Origin of the sequence: Pseudonocardia benzenivorans CB1190 (assembly GCF_000196675.2) — a bacterium.
Taxonomy (GTDB): Bacteria; Actinomycetota; Actinomycetes; order Mycobacteriales; family Pseudonocardiaceae; genus Pseudonocardia; species Pseudonocardia benzenivorans.
The window spans coordinates 2934331-2954393 of record NC_015312.1 but is presented as its reverse complement, the minus strand read 5'-3'; the positions used below and the strand labels follow the sequence as shown (position 1 = coordinate 2954393).

Annotated in this window: 19 protein-coding genes; 11 read left to right on the top strand and 8 right to left on the bottom strand. The window is 75.9% G+C overall.

Annotation, left to right across the window (positions count from 1 at the left end; genetic code table 11):
* Positions 1-73: 73 nt before the first annotated feature.
* The gene (mraZ, locus tag PSED_RS14100) at positions 74-505 is read right to left on the bottom strand and encodes a division/cell wall cluster transcriptional repressor MraZ (protein WP_013674922.1); all 432 of its coding nucleotides are present in this window, start codon (positions 503-505) and stop codon (positions 74-76) included.
* Positions 506-1009: 504 nt separating this feature from the next.
* Here mraZ and PSED_RS14095 point away from each other — a divergent pair.
* From PSED_RS14095 to PSED_RS14085, 3 genes are read left to right on the top strand one after another with little or no spacing between them, the layout of a single operon-like run.
* The gene (locus PSED_RS14095) at positions 1010-1975 is read left to right on the top strand and encodes an AAA family ATPase (protein WP_233899453.1); all 966 of its coding nucleotides are present in this window, start codon (positions 1010-1012) and stop codon (positions 1973-1975) included.
* A 5-nt stretch (positions 1976-1980) separates the two neighbouring features.
* Positions 1981-3279 (top strand): DUF58 domain-containing protein, encoded by a 1299-nt coding sequence (locus PSED_RS14090; protein ID WP_013674920.1) that lies wholly within the window; start codon positions 1981-1983, stop codon positions 3277-3279.
* Positions 3276-5774: a transglutaminase TgpA family protein gene (locus PSED_RS14085; RefSeq protein WP_013674919.1), complete on the top strand. Its 2499-nt coding sequence runs from the start codon at positions 3276-3278 to the stop codon at positions 5772-5774. The genes PSED_RS14090 and PSED_RS14085 overlap by 4 nt, the downstream gene beginning before the upstream one ends.
* Here PSED_RS14085 and PSED_RS14080 read toward each other — a convergent pair.
* Together PSED_RS14080 and PSED_RS14075 are read right to left on the bottom strand one after the other, a co-directional pair.
* Positions 5725-6114, bottom strand: coding sequence for an SCO2097 family morphological protein (locus PSED_RS14080; protein ID WP_013674918.1), 390 nt, complete (start codon positions 6112-6114; stop codon positions 5725-5727). The two genes, PSED_RS14085 and PSED_RS14080, sit on opposite strands and share 50 nt — an antisense overlap.
* A gap of 379 nt (positions 6115-6493) precedes the next feature.
* Positions 6494-7258 carry a class I SAM-dependent methyltransferase gene (locus PSED_RS14075; RefSeq protein ID WP_233899403.1) on the bottom strand — a complete coding sequence of 255 codons (765 nt, stop codon included), beginning with the start codon at positions 7256-7258 and terminating at the stop codon, positions 6494-6496.
* Positions 7259-7301: 43 nt separating this feature from the next.
* Between PSED_RS14075 and PSED_RS14070 the strand changes: the two genes are divergently transcribed.
* Positions 7302-8189: a ParA family protein gene (locus PSED_RS14070; protein WP_013674916.1), complete on the top strand. Its 888-nt coding sequence runs from the start codon at positions 7302-7304 to the stop codon at positions 8187-8189.
* A 2-nt stretch (positions 8190-8191) separates the two neighbouring features.
* Here the strand turns inward: PSED_RS14070 and PSED_RS14065 are convergent, their stop codons facing one another.
* Genes PSED_RS14065 through PSED_RS14055 form a run of 3 tightly spaced genes read right to left on the bottom strand, consistent with a single transcriptional unit; the run spans position 8192 to position 9341 of the window.
* Complete coding sequence (locus PSED_RS14065) at positions 8192-8890, bottom strand: SAV_6107 family HEPN domain-containing protein (RefSeq protein WP_013674915.1); 699 nt, start codon at positions 8888-8890, stop codon at positions 8192-8194.
* Positions 8890-9027, bottom strand: coding sequence for a hypothetical protein (locus tag PSED_RS14060; protein WP_013674914.1), 138 nt, complete (start codon positions 9025-9027; stop codon positions 8890-8892). The genes PSED_RS14065 and PSED_RS14060 overlap by 1 nt, the downstream gene beginning before the upstream one ends.
* Positions 9024-9341 carry a hypothetical protein gene (locus PSED_RS14055; RefSeq protein WP_103384017.1) on the bottom strand — a complete coding sequence of 106 codons (318 nt, stop codon included), beginning with the start codon at positions 9339-9341 and terminating at the stop codon, positions 9024-9026. Before PSED_RS14055 ends, PSED_RS14060 begins: the two co-directional genes overlap by 4 nt.
* Positions 9342-9734: 393 nt before the next feature.
* Here PSED_RS14055 and PSED_RS14050 point away from each other — a divergent pair, with 393 nt between their 5' ends.
* Positions 9735-10349, top strand: a complete 615-nt coding sequence (locus PSED_RS14050; protein ID WP_013674911.1) for a GNAT family N-acetyltransferase — start codon at positions 9735-9737, stop codon at positions 10347-10349.
* Between the two features lie 51 nt (positions 10350-10400).
* Entirely contained in the window at positions 10401-11093 is a 693-nt protein-coding gene (locus PSED_RS14045) for an LppM family (lipo)protein (RefSeq protein WP_013674910.1), read from the top strand.
* 95 nt (positions 11094-11188) lie between these two features.
* Here PSED_RS14045 and PSED_RS14040 read toward each other — a convergent pair whose 3' ends face one another.
* The gene (locus PSED_RS14040; RefSeq protein ID WP_013674909.1) at positions 11189-12091 is read right to left on the bottom strand and encodes a methylenetetrahydrofolate reductase; all 903 of its coding nucleotides are present in this window, start codon (positions 12089-12091) and stop codon (positions 11189-11191) included.
* A 155-nt stretch (positions 12092-12246) separates the two neighbouring features.
* On the opposite strand from PSED_RS14040, the gene PSED_RS14035 reads away from it, so the two are divergent.
* The 4 genes from PSED_RS14035 to PSED_RS14020 are packed head-to-tail and all read left to right on the top strand — an operon-like array spanning position 12247 to position 17815.
* On the top strand, positions 12247-13458 hold the full coding sequence (locus tag PSED_RS14035; protein WP_013674908.1) for a polyprenyl synthetase family protein: 1212 nt from the start codon (positions 12247-12249) through the stop codon (positions 13456-13458).
* Positions 13455-15053: a phytoene desaturase family protein gene (gene crtI, locus PSED_RS14030; RefSeq protein WP_013674907.1), complete on the top strand. Its 1599-nt coding sequence runs from the start codon at positions 13455-13457 to the stop codon at positions 15051-15053. Before PSED_RS14035 ends, crtI begins: the two co-directional genes overlap by 4 nt.
* A 28-nt stretch (positions 15054-15081) precedes the next feature.
* Positions 15082-16827 (top strand): polyprenol phosphomannose-dependent alpha 1,6 mannosyltransferase MptB, encoded by a 1746-nt coding sequence (gene mptB / locus PSED_RS14025; RefSeq protein ID WP_193788438.1) that lies wholly within the window; start codon positions 15082-15084, stop codon positions 16825-16827.
* A complete protein-coding gene (locus tag PSED_RS14020; protein WP_013674905.1) occupies positions 16805-17815 on the top strand; it encodes a phytoene/squalene synthase family protein in 1011 nt (336 codons plus the stop codon). Before mptB ends, PSED_RS14020 begins: the two co-directional genes overlap by 23 nt.
* On the opposite strand, the gene PSED_RS14015 is transcribed toward PSED_RS14020, so the two are convergent.
* Positions 17784-18149: an Rv2175c family DNA-binding protein gene (locus PSED_RS14015; protein WP_013674904.1), complete on the bottom strand. Its 366-nt coding sequence runs from the start codon at positions 18147-18149 to the stop codon at positions 17784-17786. The genes PSED_RS14020 and PSED_RS14015 overlap by 32 nt on opposite strands.
* Positions 18150-18291: 142 nt before the next feature.
* Between PSED_RS14015 and pknB the strand changes: the two genes are divergently transcribed.
* Positions 18292-20049 carry a Stk1 family PASTA domain-containing Ser/Thr kinase gene (gene pknB / locus PSED_RS14010; RefSeq protein ID WP_013674903.1) on the top strand — a complete coding sequence of 586 codons (1758 nt, stop codon included), beginning with the start codon at positions 18292-18294 and terminating at the stop codon, positions 20047-20049.
* Positions 20050-20063: the final 14 nt, after the last annotated feature.

Below are 20063 nucleotides of genomic sequence, written 5' to 3'. Positions count from 1 at the left end.
GGGGAAGGTGCGTCAGGGCTGTCCCACTCGAGGGGGGCGGCCACGGCCCCCGGGAGGGGGCACCGCCGATAGGTCAGATCAGTCCGGGAAGAACCTCCTCCTGCGCCTTCGCGTAGTCGTCCTCGTGTCGCTGCTGGTAGTCCGCCCAGGCCTGCGCGTCCCAGATCTCGGCGCGGGTGAACGCACCGATCACCACGCAGTCCTTGGTGAGACCGGCATAGCGGCGCAGCTCCGGGGTGATCGCGATCCGGCCCTGCGCGTCGGGGTTCTGCTCGTCGGTGCCGGCGAACAGGTTGCGCTGGAACGCCCTGGCGGCCTCGTTGGTGAGCGGCGCGGAGGCGATCTTGGCTGCCATCTCGCCGAAGGCCTCCCGCGTGAACACGTAAAGGCAGTGGTCCTGCCCCTTCGTGATCATCAGGCCACCTCGGAGGTCGTCACGGAACTTCGCGGGCAGCGTGAGCCGCCCCTTGTCGTCGAGCTTGGGGGTGTAGGTGCCGAGGAACACCGGCACCACCTCCCCCGAGGGCCCGCTTGCTCCAGTGCGCCCCACCCTACCCCACTTCGTCCCACCGTCAACACGAAACGCCTCCTGTCACGCCCCCGATCGGCGGATTCGTGCAGCTCAATGACGGTGGGGCGCGGTGGGGTCCCGGAGCCGGACCGACCGCCGCCGACGCGGCCCGGCCCGGCCGCCGAGCCCCTCCGGGGCCGCGATCACCCGGTCTTCCCGGCCGCGGTGGGGCGTGGTGGGGAACGCGGGGGTGCCCGCCGACGAGACCCATGGGGAAGGGTGGGGAAACGGGGGCGCACCGGCACGGGTGGCGGTCACGGGATGTGACACCACTCGTCCGAGCGAACCTGCGGCGGGTCGTTTGACAGACTGGGGTCGACGACCCGCGCGCATCGCCCCGCCGCGCGCGACCACCCGTGCACGACCGAGAGGACGACGGTGACCACCACGAGCAGCCGGTCCGGGCGGCCCCGCACGGCCTCCGACACCGACACCGACCTGCCCGCCGTCGGCGCGATGGCGGACGTCACGTCCCGCATCGCGGCGAGCGTCGGGCGGGTGCTGGTCGGCAAGCCCGAGGTCGTGCGCGTCGCCCTCGTGACGCTGCTGGCCGAGGGCCACCTGCTCGTCGAGGACGTGCCGGGCGTCGGCAAGACCTCGCTCGCGAAGGCGCTCGCCCGGTCCATCGACTGTTCGGTCAGCCGCGTGCAGTTCACCCCGGACCTGCTGCCCGGCGACATCACCGGCATGTCGGTCTACAACCGGCACACCAGCGAGTTCGAGTTCCGGCCCGGGCCGGTGTTCGCCAACGTCGTCATCGCCGACGAGATCAACCGCGCGTCACCCAAGACGCAGTCGGCGCTCCTGGAGTGCATGGCCGAGGACCAGGTCACCGTGGACGGCGCCACCTACCAGCTGGCCGCACCCTTCATGGTCGTCGCGACGCAGAACCCCGTCGAGATGGACGGCACGTTCCCGCTGCCGGAGGCCCAGCGCGACCGGTTCACCGCCCGCGTCTCGATCGGCTACCCCGACCCCGCCGCCGAGCTGGCCATGGTCGACGAGCACGCCGCGGCCGACCCGCTCGAGACGCTGCGCCCGGTGACCGACGCCCGGACGGTCCGCGGCCTCGTCGACGCCGTGCGACACCTGCACATCGCCCCCGAGGTCCGGCAGTACTGCGTCGACATCGTCGCCGCCACCCGCTCGCTGCCCGACCTGCGGCTCGGCGCCTCACCGCGCGCGACGCTGCACCTCGTCCGCGCCTCCCGGGCACAGGCCGCGCTCGCCGGCCGGCACTACGTCGTCCCCGACGACGTGCAGGCCGTCGCCGTGCCGGTGCTCGCACACCGGCTCATGCTCACCCCCGAGGCGCAGGCCGCCCGACGGTCGGCGGCCGACATCGTGCGCACCCTCGTCGCGGGACTGCCCGTTCCCGTCCCGGCCGCGCGCTCCGGGAGCTGAGGCCGGTGGCGGCTCCCCGCGCGACCGGCTCCGGGGGCAGGTCCGGGCGGCCCCGCTGGTCGTCGGGTCTGACCGTGCGCGGCCGCTGCCTGCTCGCGGGCGGCATCGCGACCGGGGTCAGTGCCGTCGTGCTCGACGAACGCGACCTGCTGCGGCTCGCCCTGTTCGTCGTCGCGCTGCCGCTGCTCTCGCTGCTCGTCGCCGCCGTGACCCGGCGGGTGGTGCGCGCCGACCGGACCGTCGACCCCGCGCGGGTGAGCGTCGGCGCCGAGTGCACCGTCGACGTGCGGCTCTCCGGCGGTCCGCTCGTCGGCGCGCTGCGCGTCGCCGACACGGTGCCCGACGCCGCGGGCCCGCGGCCCTCCGCACCACCGCGGTTCACCGTGCACCGGCTCCCGCCGCGGACCGGTGTGCTGCTGCGCTACCCGCTGCGGCCGGTGCTGCGCGGCGACCACCGCGTCGGGCCGCTCGTCGCGCGGGTCACCGACCCGCTCGGGCTGGCCGAGTTCCCCCGCCGCTACGGCGGCGCCGACCGGCTGCTCGTGCTGCCCGCGACCGTCGACCTGCACGGCCTGCCGTCCGCGCTCGGCGGCGGTGAGGGCACGCCCGGCGCGGTCGTCGCGCACCAGGGCATCGGCGAGCCCGACGTCATGGTCCGGCCCTACCGGTCCGGCGACGAGATCCGCCGCGTCCACTGGCGGGCCACCGCCCGCCACGACGAGCTCATGGTGCGCCTCGAGGAACGACCGTGGCGCGGCGAGATCACCGTGCTGCTCGACCGGCGCGACGGCGCGCACCGCGGCGACGGCCCGTCCTCGAGCCTGGAGTACGCCGTGTCGATGGCCGCGTCGATCGCGCTGCACCTGGTCCGCGCGGGCGAGCCGGTCACCGTCGTGACCGAGGACGGCGCGGCGCTGGCCCCCCGGCTCGGGGGCTCCTCCGGTCTGCCCGCCACGGGCGCCGACGAGCTGCTCGACGCGCTCGCGACGCTCCGGGTCTCGGCCCGGACCACACTCGACGGGCCGCTGCTGGCGCCGTCGGGCGACGTCGTCGCGATCGTGGGCGAGACGAGCTCCGACGACGTCGCGGCGCTGCTGGAACGCCGCCCCGCGAGCGGCCACGCCGTCGTGCTCGACGTCGCGAGCTGGGACGCCGGTGCCACCGCCCGGCCCGCCGACGCCACCGCCGCCGACCTGCGCCGGGCCGGCTGGCACGTCACCGTCGCCCGGGCCGACACCGACCCGCGGACCTGCTGGGCCGACCTGAGCTCCGGACGCCGGCTCGTCCCCGGGGCCGCGCGGTGAGCGCGCCGACCCGGGACCGGCCCGCGCCCACCGCGACGCGGCCGGCGCGCCCACCCGCACCAGGTCGGCCACGGCGCGCCGGGATCGACGTCGCCGTCGCCGCCGGCATCGCCGCGGTGCTCGCGTCCGCGCCCGTGGCCGCCGTCGTGCAGGGCATCGCGTGGCTCGGGCACGCGGCCGGGATCGTCGCGGTCTGCGTCGCGGTGAGTGTGCTGCTGCGCCGGGCGCACGCGGCCGTCGCCACCGTCGTCGCGCTCGCCGCGATGCTCGAGTACCTGGTCGTCGCATTCACCCCCGAGTGGTTCCCCGGGCCGGCGGCGTTCGCGGAGTTCGGCCGGCTCGTCGCGGGCGCGGGTTCCCAGATCAGCACCGGGGTGCCACCGATCGCGTCGACCCCGGAGATCCTGCTGCTCACGACGGCCGGCATCGGCGTCGTCGGGCTGATCGTCCAGCTCATCGCCGTCGTCGGGCAGGCGCCCGCCGCGGCAGGCGTCCCCCTGCTCGCGGTCTACGCCGTGCCGACGGCGCTCACCGGCAGGCTGCTCCCGTGGTGGGCGGTCACCGGCGCGGCCGCCGGCTTCGCACTCCTGCTCCTCACCCGTCGCGGAGCCCGTCGCCAACTTCCCGCGGGCGTGCTGATGACGGCCGTCGCGGTCGTCGTAGCGCTGCTCGCCGGATCCCTGTTCACCGCCGTCGGGACGACGGGCCGGTTCAACAGCGGCAACCTCAGCGCGAGCGGCGCCATCGGGCTCAACCCGTTCACCGCGCTGCGGGGCCAGCTCACCCGTGGCACGCCTGCCGACCTGTTCGAGGTGTCGGGGCTGCCGCAGCCGCAGTACATGCGGGCGCTGACGCTGCGCGACTTCGCCGCCGACCGCGGGTTCGTCGCGACGGCACCCGCGCCCGGGGTCCCCATCGGCGACACCGACCTCCCCGGCGGCGCGCCCGACGGCACCCAGAAGGCGACCGTCGCGGTCGACAACGTCGGGTTCCGCGACTACTGGCTCCCCGTGTACGGCACGCCCCAGCGCGTCGACGGCCTGTCCGGCAACTGGTCCTACGATCCCGTCTCCGGCATCGCCTACAGCACCCGCCAGCGCGAGGAGAGCAGCTGGACGCAGACCGCGCTGCTGCAGCAACCGACGGCCGACGACCTGCGGGCAGCCACCCCCGCGCCGGGGGCCGTCGACGTCGGGTACCTCAACGTGGCGGGCGTCGACCCGCGCGTCGCGGCCCTCACCGCCGACGTCACCCGCGGCCGCACCAACGCCTTCGACAAGGCCATGGCCGTCGTCGACTACTTCACCGGGCCGAACTCGCAGTTCCACTACAGCCTCGCCACCGCGCCGGGAGCAGGCGACGACGCGCTCGTCGAGTTCCTCACCAAGGGCCGCACCGGCTACTGCGAACAGTTCGCGACGGCGATGGCCGTCATGCTGCGCACCACCGGCGTCCCCACGCGCGTCGCCGTCGGGTTCACCGGCGGCACCGTCGACGGCGACCGCAGGCTGATCACCAGCTCCGACGCGCACGCCTGGGTCGAGGTCTACTTCAACAACTACGGCTGGACCTCCTTCGACCCGACGCCGCTCTCGGACGGCCGCACGATCGTCCCGAACTACGTCCAGCAGGCCCACGAGCAGGGCGCGTCCGACGCCGAGCCCGCCACGCCGCAGGACACCGTGCCGCAGGACGGCGACACGCCCGAGCCGACGGCCCCGCAGGACCAGCCCCCGCCGCCCGACCAGCCGCAGCCGACCGCCGACTCGTCGTCGTGGTGGGTCGTGCCGCTCGTCGCGCTCGGCGGTCTCCTGGTGCTGCTCGCGCTCGTCGCCCCCGCGCTGCAACGACGACGGCTGCGCCGCCGCCGGCTCGCCGCCACCGCGGCCGGCGGGCCCGACGCCGCGGAGCAGGCGTGGTCCGAGGTCCTCGCCGAGTCCGCGGACCGGGGGGTGGGCGTGCCGGTCTCCGACACCGTGCGCGCGGCCGCCCGGCGGCTCGTCGAGGAGCACGACCTCGACGAGCCCGCGCGCGACGGCCTGCGCCGGCTCGTGACGGCCGTCGAGACCGCGCGGTTCGCGGCCGGCCCGCGGCCGGTGACGGGCCGACGCTCTCGGCGTCGCTGGCGGCCGTCCGTGCGGGCATCGCCGCCGGCACCCCCCTCGGGCTGCGCGGCCGGCTGCTCCCCCCGTCCGTGCTGCGCCGCCGGTCCGCCGCCGTCCCGGCCCCCCGGACCCCGGCAGGGGTCTGACGCGGTCCCGTCGCGCCGCACGTCGGCGGGCGCGGCGGCCGTCCGAGCCGAACCGCCTGTGAGTGGCGATGGTCGCCAGGCGTTCCCGCCGTGGTCGACGATGCGACCGGGGCGACGGCCGCCGGAAACGACGACGGCGACCCCCGTGGGGCCGCCGTCGTCGAGAACCGGGTACCGAACCCGGCCGCGTCAGGTCATTCCTGTTCGAAGCGCCGCCGGAAACGCTCCTCCATCTTGCCGGTGAAGCCGCCCTTGTCCGGCGGCGGCGCGTTCTTGCCCTGGGCGTTCTGCGCGTTGCCGGCCCCGACGGACGTCACCGCCAGCACCGCACCGCCGAGCATCAGCAGGAAGCCGACGACGCTCAGTACCGGGAAGCTGCTGGCCAGCCACAAGGCGCGGACGGCGACGCCCACGACGAGGAGGACGAGGCCCAGCAGGAACATCAGTACGCCTTGCAGGCGCCTGCGCCGGGTCGGTTTGCGCAGTCGGCCGCCGCGGACGGACGACGCGAACTTGGGGTCTTCGGCGTAGAGAGCACGCTCGATCTGGTCGAGCAGTCGCTGCTCGTGCTCGGAGAGGGGCATGGCTTCGCCTCCGGCACACGATGTTCGGTCGGGTCATCTTCCATGGTGCCGGAACGACACGACGAGCGCCCGGGGTGGACGTCTAGTGCAGAGGATACGAGTCCGGCGCCTGGTCCACTAGCCGGAGTACCGAACACAACGGTCCGATCTTCGAACGGCGGCGGAGATGCGCCTCACGTGCGGGTCGTCAGCGTGTCACAGCGCACGGCGTGTCGGCCACGCCGCGGAGCGACCGCGTCGCGGACGCGACATGGAGTGCCCGCGTCGCGGTCGCGACTCGACGGCTCGGCTGCCGGGGTCGTACGCGTGTCGTGGCACCCACGGTCCGGCGGCCGCCCGGGTGGGCGAGGACGTGCATCCGGGCCGCGAACCGCGCGGGTCAGGGCCGGCGGGCGAGTGCGTGCAGCCGCGCGGCGACCTCGCGCAGGGCCGGCACCCCGGCGGCGAGGGACTCCAGCTCGGCGATCTCGGCGGCACCGGCGCCCGGGGCGTTGCCGTCGCGGACGGCACCCGGCAGCCAGGCGTCGAGCACCCCGTCGCCCTGCACGATCTCGACCTCCAGCCCGGCGCCTGCGAGCAGCTCGCGCAGGCCGGGGCCGTCGAGGCGGCGGCGCAGCTTGTCCCCCGGGCCGAGCCGGCCGTCGGGGTCGGTGAGGACGGCACGGGCCTCGGCGAGCCGCCCGGCGAGCACCCGGCTGAGCACGGCCGCCGTCCGCCCGGTGACCAGCACCGACACCGCCGCGCCGGGAGCCGCCGCCGCGGTGAGCGCCGTGACGGCACCGCGCGCGTCGTCGACCACCTCCAGCAGCCCGTGCCCGAGCACCAAATCGGCGCTGCCGGACTCGACGCAGTCGGTGAGCGCGTCGACGTCGCCCTGCACCGCGGTCACATGTTGTCCGACACCCGCCTCACGAGCCCGGCGCTGGAGGGCGGCCAGCGCGTTCGGGCTCGTGTCGACGACGGTCACCGTGCAGCCGGCCGCGGCGAGCGGCACCGCCCACGCGCCGCTTCCGCCGCCCACGTCGAGGACCAGTGGTCGGAGGCCGGGGCGCGCCGCCCGGACTCGACCCAGCTCCGCCTCGAGCACGCGCCCCACCCGGCTGCCGCCGGACGCACCCAGCAGATCTCCCGCCGCCGCAGTCACGGACCGCAGCGTAGTGGCAGACACGACAGAGTAAGTTGATCGCGTGCATGTCGTCGCCACGTTGAGCCTCAAGGGCGGTGTCGGGAAGACCACCGTTGCCCTCGGGCTCGCGGGTGCCGCGCTCCACCACGGCGTCCGTACGCTGCTGGTCGACCTCGACCCGCAGGCGAACGCCACGATCGCGCTCGACGTCGAGCCGACGACCGCGACGGTCGCCGACGTCCTCGACGATCCGCGACGCTCCGTGCTGCACCGGGCGATCGCCCCCAGCGGATGGGGTGAGGGGCTCGACGTGCTCGTCGGCGCCGAGCAGACGGAGCGGCACAACCATCCCGATCCCGGCCCGAAACAGCTGAACCGGCTCGCCCGCGCGCTGTCGCGGCTGCACGAGCTGCCCGACAACGACGGGGCGGGCGCCCCGGACGACCCGATCGCCCGCGCCGCCGGTCACGACCCGGAGGATCCCGACGCGTACCGGCTTGTCGTCGTCGACTGCCCGCCCTCGCTCGGTCAGCTCACCCGCAGCGCGCTCACCGCGGCGCAGCGCGCCATCCTCGTGACCGACCCGACGATGTTCGCCGTCTCCGGTGTGCAGCGCGCGTTCGACGCGGTGCACACCGAGCGCCATCGCGGCAACCCCGAGCTCCAGCCCCTCGGCGTGCTGATCAACCGGGTCCGCCCCCGCAACGCCGAGCACGAGTACCGCATCGCCGAGCTGCGTGACATCTTCGGCCCGCTGGTGTTCAGCAGCGTGCTGCCCGACCGGTCGGCGGTGCAGCAGGCGCAGGGGGCCTGCCTGCCGATCCAGGCCTGGGACACCCCCGGCGCCCGCGAGGTCTCCGCGGTGTTCACGGCGTTGCTCGGCCGGGTCCTGCGCAGCCGCCGGGCCATGGCCGGGCGACCGGCCGCGGCGCCGCCCCCCATCGTCTGACCTCATCGCGCGGGGATGCCGGCGGCCACGAGGGCGACGAACTGCTCGGCCTGACGCAGCAGGTCGTCCGCGTCGCGCCTGCCGACGAGCCGTGTGAGCCCGGCCTCGGCCGCCGCCCGGGTCGCCGAGCAGGACGCGAAGAACATGGCCCACTCCCCGAACTCCGGGGCGACACCGGCGAGCAGGTCCCACACGTTGCGGGTGCCGCCCCGCCGCGGCTGGGGCCTGGCGCGCATCGCGAGCACCGCCGCGGCGGCGCGCAGCGCGGACAGGTAGGCGGCCGGGTAGCGCAGCAGAGGGTCGTCGAGCCGGTGCGCCTCGGCAAGACCCTCCTGTGCCTGCCGCAGCAGGCTCGTGGCGTGCCGCGACGTCGGCGCGCCCGCCGCGGACGGCCGCCGCGCGGTGGGCCGCGCACCGCGGCCGCCCGCGCGATCGCCACCGGTCCCGTCCGGGACGGGCGGATCCCCGTCCGGCCGACCCGCCGGCCCGACGGTCCGCGACCGGGCTTCCCCACCCGGCCCACGACCCGGCGCCCGGCGCCGCGGCGGCGGCACGAACGGCAGCACCGTCTGCCCGCCCCTGGACCGCGGCGACGGCGAGCCCGCGGGTTCCGCCGCCTCGGCAGCCGGTTCCGCGGCCGGCCTCCCGGGCGACCCCGCCCCCGCCGTCCCGCTCGTCGGCACCACCGCGCTCGACCTCATCACCGCTCCTCCCCGTCGGCCCGGGCTTCCCCGACCCGGGCCCCCGTCGCGCCCTGTCCGTCGATCGCCGGGAGGGCGCGGTCGACGCGCTCCCCCGCCGGCACCGGGCCGGTACCGCGTGCGGGCGGCGCGCTCACCGCTGCACCCGCACGAGGTCCCACACACCCGGCCCGGCCCGCATCCGCAGCACGAACTCCATCTCCGGCGCCTGCGGCTCCTCGGCCGAGCGCGCCGCCACCCGCCAGCACCGGAGCCGATCGCCACCGACCGGCATCGGCGACGGGAACGGCCACGGGGACTCCTCGATCCAGCGCTCGCGGACGTCGGTGACCAGGAACCGCGGACCCTTGCGCACCGGACGGCGCTGGAACTCGACCGGCTCGCCGTCCTGCCAGCGCACCTGCACCGGCGTCGGCGACCGCGACCCGAAGACCCGGCTGAAGGCGTTCACCACGGCATCCCCGCCTCCCGCGCGCCCGGACCCCACCGGCAGCCTGCTGGTGACCTCACGTGAACCACGCTCCTCACGACCTCCGGGCCGGTTCCCGAGCGCTTCCCCTCGCCCGGCCCGCCCTCCGCCATCATATCGAACGCATGTTCGAACAGCCAGTCGTGGTGTCCGCCCTCCCCCTCGGCGACGACCATCACGTCGCCGGACGGCACCGGGACGATCTCCCCGACCCGCCCGAACGCGTCCCTCGAACCGACCCACCCGTCGACCGCCGCTGCGCCCACGCGCCGCGGCGTGATGAGATGGCGCGGTGCACAGCTCGGCCCGGTCGACGGCGTCGTCCCCGCAGGGGGCGCGGCCCCCCGCGGCGCGCCCGCACGACCGGACGCCGCGATGACCGCGGCACCTCCACGCAACCGGCTGGTCAGGCTGAGCCAGGCGGAGTTCACGACGCGGGTCGGTGAGGCGCTGGACGTCTACGTCGCGGCGATGGGCTACCCGCGCAGCACCGCGCGCCAGCGCCGCACCCTGTGGCTCGACCACGGCAGGCGGCCGGGCTGGCGGGCGGTCGGCTGGCTCGACCCCGCCGGCACGCTGCTCGGCATCGCCTACGGCTACGGGGGCGGCGCGGGCCAGTGGTGGTACGACGAGGTGCGCCGGGGCCTGGGGGACGCACCGCACGCCGCGTACTGGCTGTCCGACTACTTCGAGCTCACCGAGCTGCACGTCCGCCCCGACGCGCAGGGCTCACGCCTCGGCGAGGGTCTGCTGCGCGCCCTGCTGACCGACACCGGCTACGCGAAGGTGCTGCTCTCGACGCCGGAGTACGGCGACCGCCCGCCGGGCCGGGCGTGGCGGCTCTACCGGCGCACCGGGTTCGTCGACCTGTTGCGCCAGCACCGGTTCACCGGCGACTCGCGGCCGTTCGCCGTGCTGGGCCGCCCGCTGCCGCTCGACCCGCCGGAGGCCCCGCCCCCGGCGGGCGCGCCGGGACCGGGTCCGGCCTGAGCCTCGGCCCGTCGCGGGGGCGCCGCCGCCACCCGATGGCACGATGACGCCATGCAGTCCCCGCCCGTCACCGGCGTCCGCTCCCCGCGCCGCCGCGCATTGTCCGCGGTCCTGATGGCCGTGCTCGTACTCGGCGCGCTCAGCGGCTGCGCACGGGTCCGGACGGCACTCGCCCTGCAGCCCGACGACACCGTCACCGGCGAGGTCGTGATCGCGACACCGCAGAAGACCCCCGACGACCGGGGACCCACGCTCACCCTGCCCGAGGACCTGCGGTCCGAGGTGGACGTCTCCGACTACCGGCAGGACGGGTACGCCGGGTCGGTGCTGCGGTTCAGCGGGCTCTCGTTCGACCAGGTCGCGCAGCTGACGTCGGTCGCGGGCGCGGCCGGCGAGCAGCGCACCCAGCTCACGTTGCGCCGGGCGGGCAACCGGGTGCTCGTGAGCGGCAAGGTCGATCTCACGACCATTCCCGTCGACAGGGCCGACTTCCAGCTCAAGATCAGCGCTCCAGGCGAGGTGCTCGACACCAACGGGGACACCGACTCCGGGACGATCAGCTGGAACTTCACCCCGGGTGAGGTCGGCGACATCCGGGCCTCGCTGGCCTACGACGACCCGAACGCCCCCTCGGCGACGGCATGGACCCTCGGGCTGGCGCTGCTGGTCGCGGCGGTCTCCGTCGGTGTCGTCGCGTTGGCCCGCCGTGACCGCAACGAGCCGCTCACCCCGGCGGGACGCTGACCGCACGGCCGCGCGCACCCCCGGCACGCGACCTCGCCGGGCACGGCCGAGCGCCGGCGCGGACCCCTCAGCGCGGACCCCTCAGCGCCGTCCTCTCAGCGCGCCGCGGCCAGCCCCAGCCGTCCGACCAGCTCGATCGTCGCCGGAGACCGGTTGAGCGTGTAGAAGTGCAGCCCCCGCACGCCCTCGGCCAGCAGCTTCTCGCAGAGATCGGTCGTGGCGTCCATGCCGGCGGCGCGGAACGCGGCCGGATCGTCGGCGTGGCGCTCGAGCCGTGCGACGAGGTCGGGCGGCAGCGGCGCGCCGGACAGCTCCGGGCCGCGGTGCAGGGTGCGCACGGTGGTCAACGGCATGATCCCGGGCAGCAGCGGCACGAGGCAGCCGGCGGCGTCGAGCCGATCGCGCAGCCGCAGGAACCCCTCGGGTTCCAGGAACAGCTGGGTGATCGCGAAGTCGGCACCCTTGCGAATCTTGGCGACGAGCCGCGCGAGGTCCTCGTCGGGGTCGGTCGAGCGCGGGTGGCCGTACGGGAACGCCGCGACGCCCACGCAGAAGTCACCGAGGCTGCGGACCATCGTCACCAGCTCGTCGGCGTAGGTGAGGCCGTCGGGGTGGGCGACCCACTCGCCCAACGGGTCGCCGGGCGGGTCGCCGCGCACCGCGAGGACGTTCCGGATGCCCGCCGCGGCGTAGGAGCCGATCACGTGCCGCAGCTCGGCACGGGAGTGCGACACCGCGGTGAGGTGGGCCATCGGCACGAGGGTGGTGTCGGACGCGATGCGCGCCGTGGTGCGGACGGTGCGGTCGCGGCTGCTCCCACCCGCCCCGTAGGTCACCGAGACGAACGCCGGGTCCAGGGGCTCGAGACGGCGGATCGCCTGCCACAGCTGGGTCTCGCCCGCCTCGTCCTTGGGCGGGAAGAACTCCACGGAGAACACGGGACGGTCGACGTCGATGCGCTCGACGACGGTCGTGCGGGCGGCGGGGGTGCGAACCACCGCGCCAGCGTACGGGCACTCGCAGCGCAGGTCACGAGGACCTTCGACCGTGCCGATCGACCGTGCCGATCGCGCTCGACGGGCGGAATCGCGGTGGGTCGATAGGCTCGTGACGTGCAGCAGCCGACCGCTCCCGCCGACCGAGGGCCGCGCTGATGGCGCGCTCCGGCGCGGCCGACCTCGCCCCGTCCGCCACCGGCGCCGCCGCGCCCGGCGGACCCGATGCCGTCCGGCCGGCCGCCGTCGGGCCCACCGTCCCCGGGCCCGACGGCGGTCCGCTCGACGGGCTGCGGCGCGTCGACGCCGACGTCGCCGGAGCCGTCGAGCGTGAGCTGGCCGCGGTCCTCGCCGACCGGCTGCGCGACGCCGCCGCCGTCGCCCCGGAGGTCGCCGAGGCGCTCCGGGTGCTGGAGCGCTTCGTCGTCGGGGGCGGCAAACGCATCCGGCCGACGTTCGCCTGGTGGGGCTGGCGCGGCGCGGGCGGCGACCCCGCCGCGGCAGGCGCGGCGCTGCGGGCGGTGTCGGCCCTGGAGCTGCTGCAGGCCTGCGCGCTCGTGCACGACGACCTGATCGACGACTCGGCGACCCGCCGCGGCCGCCCGACCGTGCACGTGGAGTTCGCGGGCCGCCACCGCGACGGCGGCTGGTCGGGCCCGGCCGACCGCTTCGGCGCCGCGGCGGCGATCCTGCTCGGCGACATCGCGCTGGCCTGGGCCGACGACACCCTGCAGTCCTCCGGGCTCGACGCGGCGGCGCTCGCCCGCGCGGGCGCGCCGTGGCGGGCGATGCGCACCGAGGTGCTCTGCGGGCAGTACCTCGACGTCCTGGCGCAGGCCACGGCCGACACGAGCACCGCGGCGGCCATGCGCGTGAACCGCTTCAAGACCGCTGCCTACACCGTCGAACGGCCGCTGCACATCGGCGCCGCGCTGGCCGGAGCGGACGACCGGCTCGTCGCCGCGTACCGCGGCTTCGGCACCGACATCGGCATCGCCTTCCAGCTGCGCGACGACATGCTCGGGGTCTTCGGCGACCCCGACGTGACGGGCAAGCCCGCGGGCGACGACCTGCGCGAGGGCAAGCGGACGCTGCTGGTCGCGCTCGCTCTCGAACGCGCCGCCGAGCGCGGCGACACGGCGTCCGCGCAGGTCGTCACGGGCGCGCTGGGCGACCCGGCCCTCGACGCGGCGGGCGTCGACCGGGTCCGCGACGTGTTGACCTGCCTCGGTGCGGTCGACGCCGTGGAGGAGCGCATCGCCGCGCTGACGGCCTCGGCGCTCGACGCGCTGGCCCGTGCCGAGGTGGCCGAGCCCGCGGCCGCCGCGCTGGCGGGCCTCGCCGTCGCCGCGACCCGCCGCCAGCGGTGAGCCCGCGGACCGTCCCCGGCCGCACCGATCACGTCGTCGTGGTCGGCGCCGGGTTCTCCGGGCTGTGCGCCGCGCTGCACCTGCTCGGTGCCGGCCGCGCGGTGACCGTCCTGGAACGCGCCGACGGCCCGGGCGGCCGCGCCGGTGCGCTGGACCTGGACGGCCCGTCGGGGACGTTCCGCGTCGACACCGGCCCGACCGTGCTCACCATGCCCGACCTGCTCGACGACGCGTTCGCCGCCGTCGGCGACCGGCTGGCCGACCGGCTCGACCTCGTCGCGCTCGACCCCGCCTACCGCGCCCGCTTCGCCGACGGCTCGACGATCGACGTGCACACCGATGCCGACGCGATGGAGGCCGAGGTGCGGCGCACCTGCGGCCCGGCCGCGGCCGCCGGGTACCGCGACCTGCGGGCCTGGCTCACCCGGCTGTACCGCGCGGAGATGGACCGGTTCATCGGGGCGAACCTGGACTCGCCGCTCGACCTGCTCGTCCCCGACCTCGCGCGGCTCGTGGCCGCGGGCGGGTTCGGCCGGCTCGGCCCACAGGTCGCCCGGCGCGTCGCCGACGAGCGGCTGCAGCGGGTGTTCTCCTTCCAGTCGCTCTATGCCGGGGTCGCGCCGCAGCGGGCGCTCGGCGCGTACGGCGTCATCGCCTACATGGACACCGTCGCAGGGGTGTTCTTCCCGCGCGGGGGCATGCGGGCGATCGGCGCCGCGCTGGCCGACGCCGTCGTCGCCGCGGGCGGGGTCGTCCACTACGGCCGCACCGTCACCGGTCTGGACCGGCGCAGCGGACGGGTGGACGCCGTCCGGCACCGCGGCTCCGCCGGGACGGGCGGCGCCGACGCCGCGCGGCTGCCGTGCGACGCCGTCGTGCTCACCCCGGACCTCCCGGTCGTCCACGCGCTCGTCGGCCGCGTGCCGCGCCGCCCGGTGCCGCTGCGCTGGTCGCCGAGCGCGGTCGTGCTGCACGCGGGGCTGCGCCGCACCCGTCCCGAGCTCGCACACCACACGATCTCCTTCGGCGCGGCCTGGGAGCGGACGTTCACCGAGCTGATCGAGGACGGGCGGCTCATGAGCGACCCGTCGCTGCTGGTGACGCGCCCGACCGCGACCGACCCGACGCTCGCCCCGGACGGGCGGGACCTGCTGTTCGTGCTGGCGCCGTGCCCGAACACGGCCCGGTCGTCGATCGACTGGGCGCGGGTCGGGCCCGCCTACCGCGACGAGCTGCTGTCGGTCCTCGCCGGCCGCGGGTTCGACGGGCTCGACGCGGACGTCGAGATCTCCCGGTCCGTCACACCCGCCGACTGGGCCGGGCAGGGTCTGGGCGCCGGGACGCCGTTCTCGCTCGCGCACACGCTCGCCCAGACCGGGCCGTTCCGGCCGCGCAACCTGGTGCGCGGGCTGGAGAACGTCGTGCTCGCGGGCTGCGGCACGACGCCCGGCGTCGGGATACCGCCCGTCGTCGTGTCGGGGCGGCTCGCCGCCGAGCGGATCACCGGCGGGTCCGCACGACGTCGGCGGGCGACCGTTCGTCGGCACACCGGCGACGGGTCCGCGCCGCACCGCAGGGTCCCGACGAGGTCTTGACACTCTCCGTGCGAGCATGGGCGCCGACATGACCGCGCAGCCCTCGACCCCGGTCCCGCGACCGGCGTCCCCCGAGCCGACGGCACCGGACCCGGTGTCGTCCACCGTGTCGTCCGCGGCCCCGTCCTCGGCGCCCTCGGCGGCGCCTGCCGGCGAGGCGGCGTCGACCGGCGGGGCGGCCACCGGTCCGGTGTCGACGTCGCCGGTGACGGCCGTGGTGGCACCGGACGGTCACGACGGGGCGCCCGCGCCCCGCTGGGCCCGGTTCGGCAGCCCGCCCCGCAGGCCCCTGCTCCTGGGCCTCGGCGCGTCGCTGCTGATGCTCGTCGGCGGCTTCGGCGCGGGCGGTGTCCTGGTCCGCGACCCGTGGCTGACCAACAGCCCCATCGGCTTCTGGCGCTACGGCCACGGCTCGGAGCTCGCGACGGCGCTGGTCTACATCGGCGTCGCGCTGCTGGCGTGGGCGTGGGTGCAGCTGGGCCGCGAGGTGATCGCGGGCCGCGTCGGCGGCCGCGCGGTGCTCACGACGGCCGCGGTGTGGCTGGTCCCGATGCTGGTGACGCCGCCGCTGTTCACCCGGGACGTCTTCAGCTATCTCGCGCAGGGCGCGCTGCCGCTGCACGGGTTCGACCCGTACGCGGTCGGCCCCGAGGTGATGCCGGGCGTCTTCACCGACAACGTCCACTACTTCTGGCAGGACACCCCGGCCCCGTACGGCCCGCTGTTCATCCTGCTGGCCAAGGGCACCGCTGCCGCGGTCGGCGGCAACGTCATCGCGGGCGTCATCCTGATGCGGCTGGTCCTGTGCATCGGGCTCGTGCTGCTGGTGTGGGCCCTTCCCGAGCTGACCCGGCGGATGGGCGGGCGGATCCCCGTCGCGCTGTGGGTCGCGGTCGCCAACCCGGTCATGATCGTGCACATGGTCGGTGGTGGCCACAACGACCTGCTGGTAATGGGGCTGCTCGCCGTCGGCGCGCTCTACGCGCTGCGCGGCAGGCCGGTGATCGCGATCGTGCTCGTCACCGCGGCGATGGCGGTCAAGGCGAGCGCGGCGGTCGCGCTGCCGTTCGTGGTGCTGGTGTGGGCCGCCCAGATGTCCGGTCCGTCGCGCACGGTCCGGATCCTCAAGGCCACCGCGGCCGGCGTCGGCGTGTTCGCCGTGACGTTCGCGCTCATCACGGTCGCGGCCCAGGTGAACCTGGGCTGGCTGCCCGCGCTCAGCGCGCCGTCGATGATCGTGAACTGGCTGTCGCTGCCGACGGGCGCGGGCGAGCTCGTGCACTGGGTCCTCAACCTGGTCTTCAACCTGCCCAAGCAGCCGTTCATCAACGTCGCGCGGATCGTCGGCGGCCTGCTGCTGCTGTGGATCGGGGTCAAGCAGTGGCTCGCCGCACGCGACGGCGGGCCCGACGCACTGCGCCGCGCCGGCATCGTGCTGCTCGCGGTGGCGGTCCTGTCCCCCGCGACGCTGCCGTGGTACCTCAGCTGGGGCATCGCGCTGCTCGCGATGACGGCGTGGACGCCCAAGGCGCTGTCGTGGCTGGTCTTCGTCTCGCTGTGGCTGGTGATCGTCTACTACCCCAACGGTGAGGCCGCGCTCTACAACTGGGGCTACCTGGCCGGGTGCGCGCTGGTCTGCGGGCTGGCCGCGTGGTCGCTGCTGCACCCCGACCCGCTGCGGCTGCGACGCCGGAAGGACCCGGCCGCCGGGACGTCCACCACGTCCGCGGACGACGCGCTGACGGCTGCCGGTGCCGGGCAGCGGCAGGGCTGAGCTCGACGCGGCCGGGATCACCGATCCCGGTCTGCGGACGGCCTACGCCGCCTGCCGGGAGCTCAACGCCCGCCACGGTCGCACCTACTTCCTGGCCACCCGGCTCCTGCCCGCGCGCCGCCGACCCGCGGTCCACGCCCTCTACGGCTTCGCCCGCTACGCCGACGAGATCGTCGACGACCTCTCCGACGGCCGTCCCGCCGCCGAGCGCGCCGCCGCGCTCGACGCACTGGCGGACGACCTGGCCGCCGCGCTGGGCGGGGACGCGCCGACCCCTCCGGGCGACGCGCGCGCCGCGGTGCTCGCGGCCGTCGCCGACACCGCCCGCCGCCACGACATCGAGCACCGGCACTTCGCCGACTTCATCGCGTCGATGCGGATGGACACCCACGTCACCGGCTACGCCCGCTACGCCGACCTGGCCCGGTACATGCACGGCTCGGCGGCGGTCATCGGTCTGCAGATGCTGCCCGTGCTGGGCACCGTGACCGACCGGGCGCAGGCCGAACCGCACGCCGCCGCCCTCGGGGTGGCCTTCCAGCTCACGAACTTCCTGCGCGACGTCGGCGACGACCTCGACCGCGGCCGCGTGTACCTGCCCGCCGACGAGCTGGCCGCACACGGCGTCGACCGTGACCTGCTCCTGTGGTGCCGACGCCGGCGCGCCCGCGACCCCCGCGTCCGCGCCGCGCTGGCGCACCTCGTGGCCCGCACCCGTGGCGTCTACCGGCGCGCGGCGCCAGGCATCCCGATGCTGGAGCCGGTCTCCCGGGCCTGCATCGAGTGCGCGGCGGCGCTCTACGGCGGGATCCTCGACCGGATCGCCGACGCCGACTACGACGCCGTGCTGCACCGCCGGGTCCGGGTTCCCACCGCCCGGCGCATCGCCGTCGCGGGGCCGGGACTGCTCCGGGCGGGCCTGGCCCGCGTCGGGGCGGCGGAGCCCCGGACGACCCTCAGAACGCCATCGCCTGGGCCCGGCGCTTGACCTCCTTGTGGCGCCCCTCCTTGAGGGCGGCCACCGGGGTGCCCGGTAGCGACTCGTCGTCGGCGAAGAGCCAGCGCAGGATGTCGGGGTCGGCGTAGCCGCCGTCGCGCAGCACGGTGATCGTGCCGCTCAGTCCTTTCACGACGGCCCCGTCCGCCAGGAAGTCGGCCGGCACGACGGTGACCCCGTCGCGACGCAGGGACAGCAGGTGCCCGTCGCGCACGAGCTGGTGCACGCGGGTCACGGGGACGGACAGCAGTTGGGCGACATCGGGGACCGGCATGGTCTCGACGTCGTCGGAGAGCACCGCAGGGGTGCCCGACACCTCACTCACCGTACGGCCTCGCAGGGCTCGGCCGACGCTTCGCGGGCACACTGTGTCCACGGTTCGCTCGCTGGCGCTCACTCACAGCGCCACACCATGCCACAGCACCGGCCGTGACGGGCAGCCTCCGGACGGACGGTACCGTCGGGGGGTGAACGCCCCGACCGGTTCCGCTGGTGCGCTGCTCGACGCGCGCTACCGCGTCGGTCCGGTGATCGCCCGCGGCGGGATGTCCACCGTGTACCGCGGCCTCGACACCCGGCTCGACCGCCCGGTGGCCATCAAGGTCCTCGATCCCGCCATGGCGGCCGACCCGGCGTTCCGGGTCCGCTTCGAGCGCGAGGCACGGCTGGCCGCCCGGATCGACCACCCGGCCGTCGTCGACGTGCACGACCAGGGCGACGCCCCCGACGGGGCGCTCTTCCTTGTGATGGAGCTCGTCGAGGGCGGCACGCTGCGCGACGTGCTGCGCGCCCGCGGGGCCGTCGGCGTCCCGGCGGCACTCGCGGTGATGGAGCCGGTGCTCGCGGGCCTGGCGGAGGCACACCGGCAGGGCATGGTGCACCGCGACGTCAAGCCGGAGAACGTCCTGCTCTCCGATGCCGGCGAGGTCAAGGTCGCCGACTTCGGGCTGGTCACGGCCGCGGCGCAGGCCGGCGCGAGCCACGTCGGGATGATCATGGGCACGCTCGCCTACCTCTCCCCCGAGCAGGTCGCCAGCGGCGCCGCCGATGCGCGCAGCGACGTCTACGCCGCCGGGATCATGCTCTACGAGCTGCTCACGGGGGCACCGCCCTACGTCGGCGACACGCCGATCTCGGTCGCGATGCGCCACCTCAACGAGGACGTCCCGCCGCCGTCGCTGGTGGCCACGGAGGTCCCCCCTGAGCTCGACGAGGTCGTCCTCGCCGCCACCCGGCGCGACCCCGCGGCCCGCCCGGCCGACGCCGCGGCGTTCCTGGCCGCCCTGCGCCGGGTCCGCGACCAGCTCGCCGTCCCGCGCGTGGCGCCGCCGCGGCCGCCGGTGCGTCCCGTCGAGGAACAGGCGACGGTCCCCGCGGGCCGGCACGCCGCCGCGGTGGCCGCGGCCCCCGGTCCGGGCGGCACCCGCACGATGGAGCGCCCGCCCGGCGCCGACGACGACGCGCCCACCGCCGTCGCCGCCCCCGCCGACCGCGGGATGCCCGACCACCGCGTCGCCCGGCGCCGCAGCCGCCGGCTGCTCGCGCTGTGGATCGTCGTGGTGCTGCTGCTGGGCGCGGTCGTCGCGGGCGCCGCGTGGTGGCTGGGGACGGGCCGCTGGACGGCGATGCCGTCGGTCGTCGGGCTCGACCGTCCGGCCGCGGAGAAGCTGCTGGCCGACTCCGACCTCGTCGTGACCGTCACCGAGGCCCATCACGACACCGTCGCCGACGACGTCGTCGCCGCGGCCGAGCCCGCGCCGCAGTCCCGGCTGCTGCGCGGCAGCGAGGTCCGGCTCACGGTGTCGACCGGCAGACCGGTCGTGCCGGCCGTCGCGCCCGGCGCGGCGGTCGCGGCCGCCGAGCAACAGATCCGCGATGCCGAGCTGACACCGGTGCAGTCGGTGACGGCGACGGAGTTCAGCGAGACCGTGCCGCAGGGCGCCGTCGTCCGGACCAACCCGGCCGCGGGGTCGCCGCTGGCCATCGGCGCGCCGGTGACACTCGTGCTCAGCAAGGGGGCCCAGCCCAAGCAGGTCGAGGTGCCCTACGTCGTCGGCGACCGGCTCCGGGAGGCCCAGCAGACGCTGCGCGACGCGGGTTTCGCCGTCGAGGTCGAGTCCGACTTCCCGTTCGGCGGCCGCGACAACGGCCGCGTCGTCCGTCAGGACCCCGACGCCGGGGAGACCGCGACGCGGGGCGCCACGATCACCCTGACGGTCTTCTGACCCGGTCGTGAGCG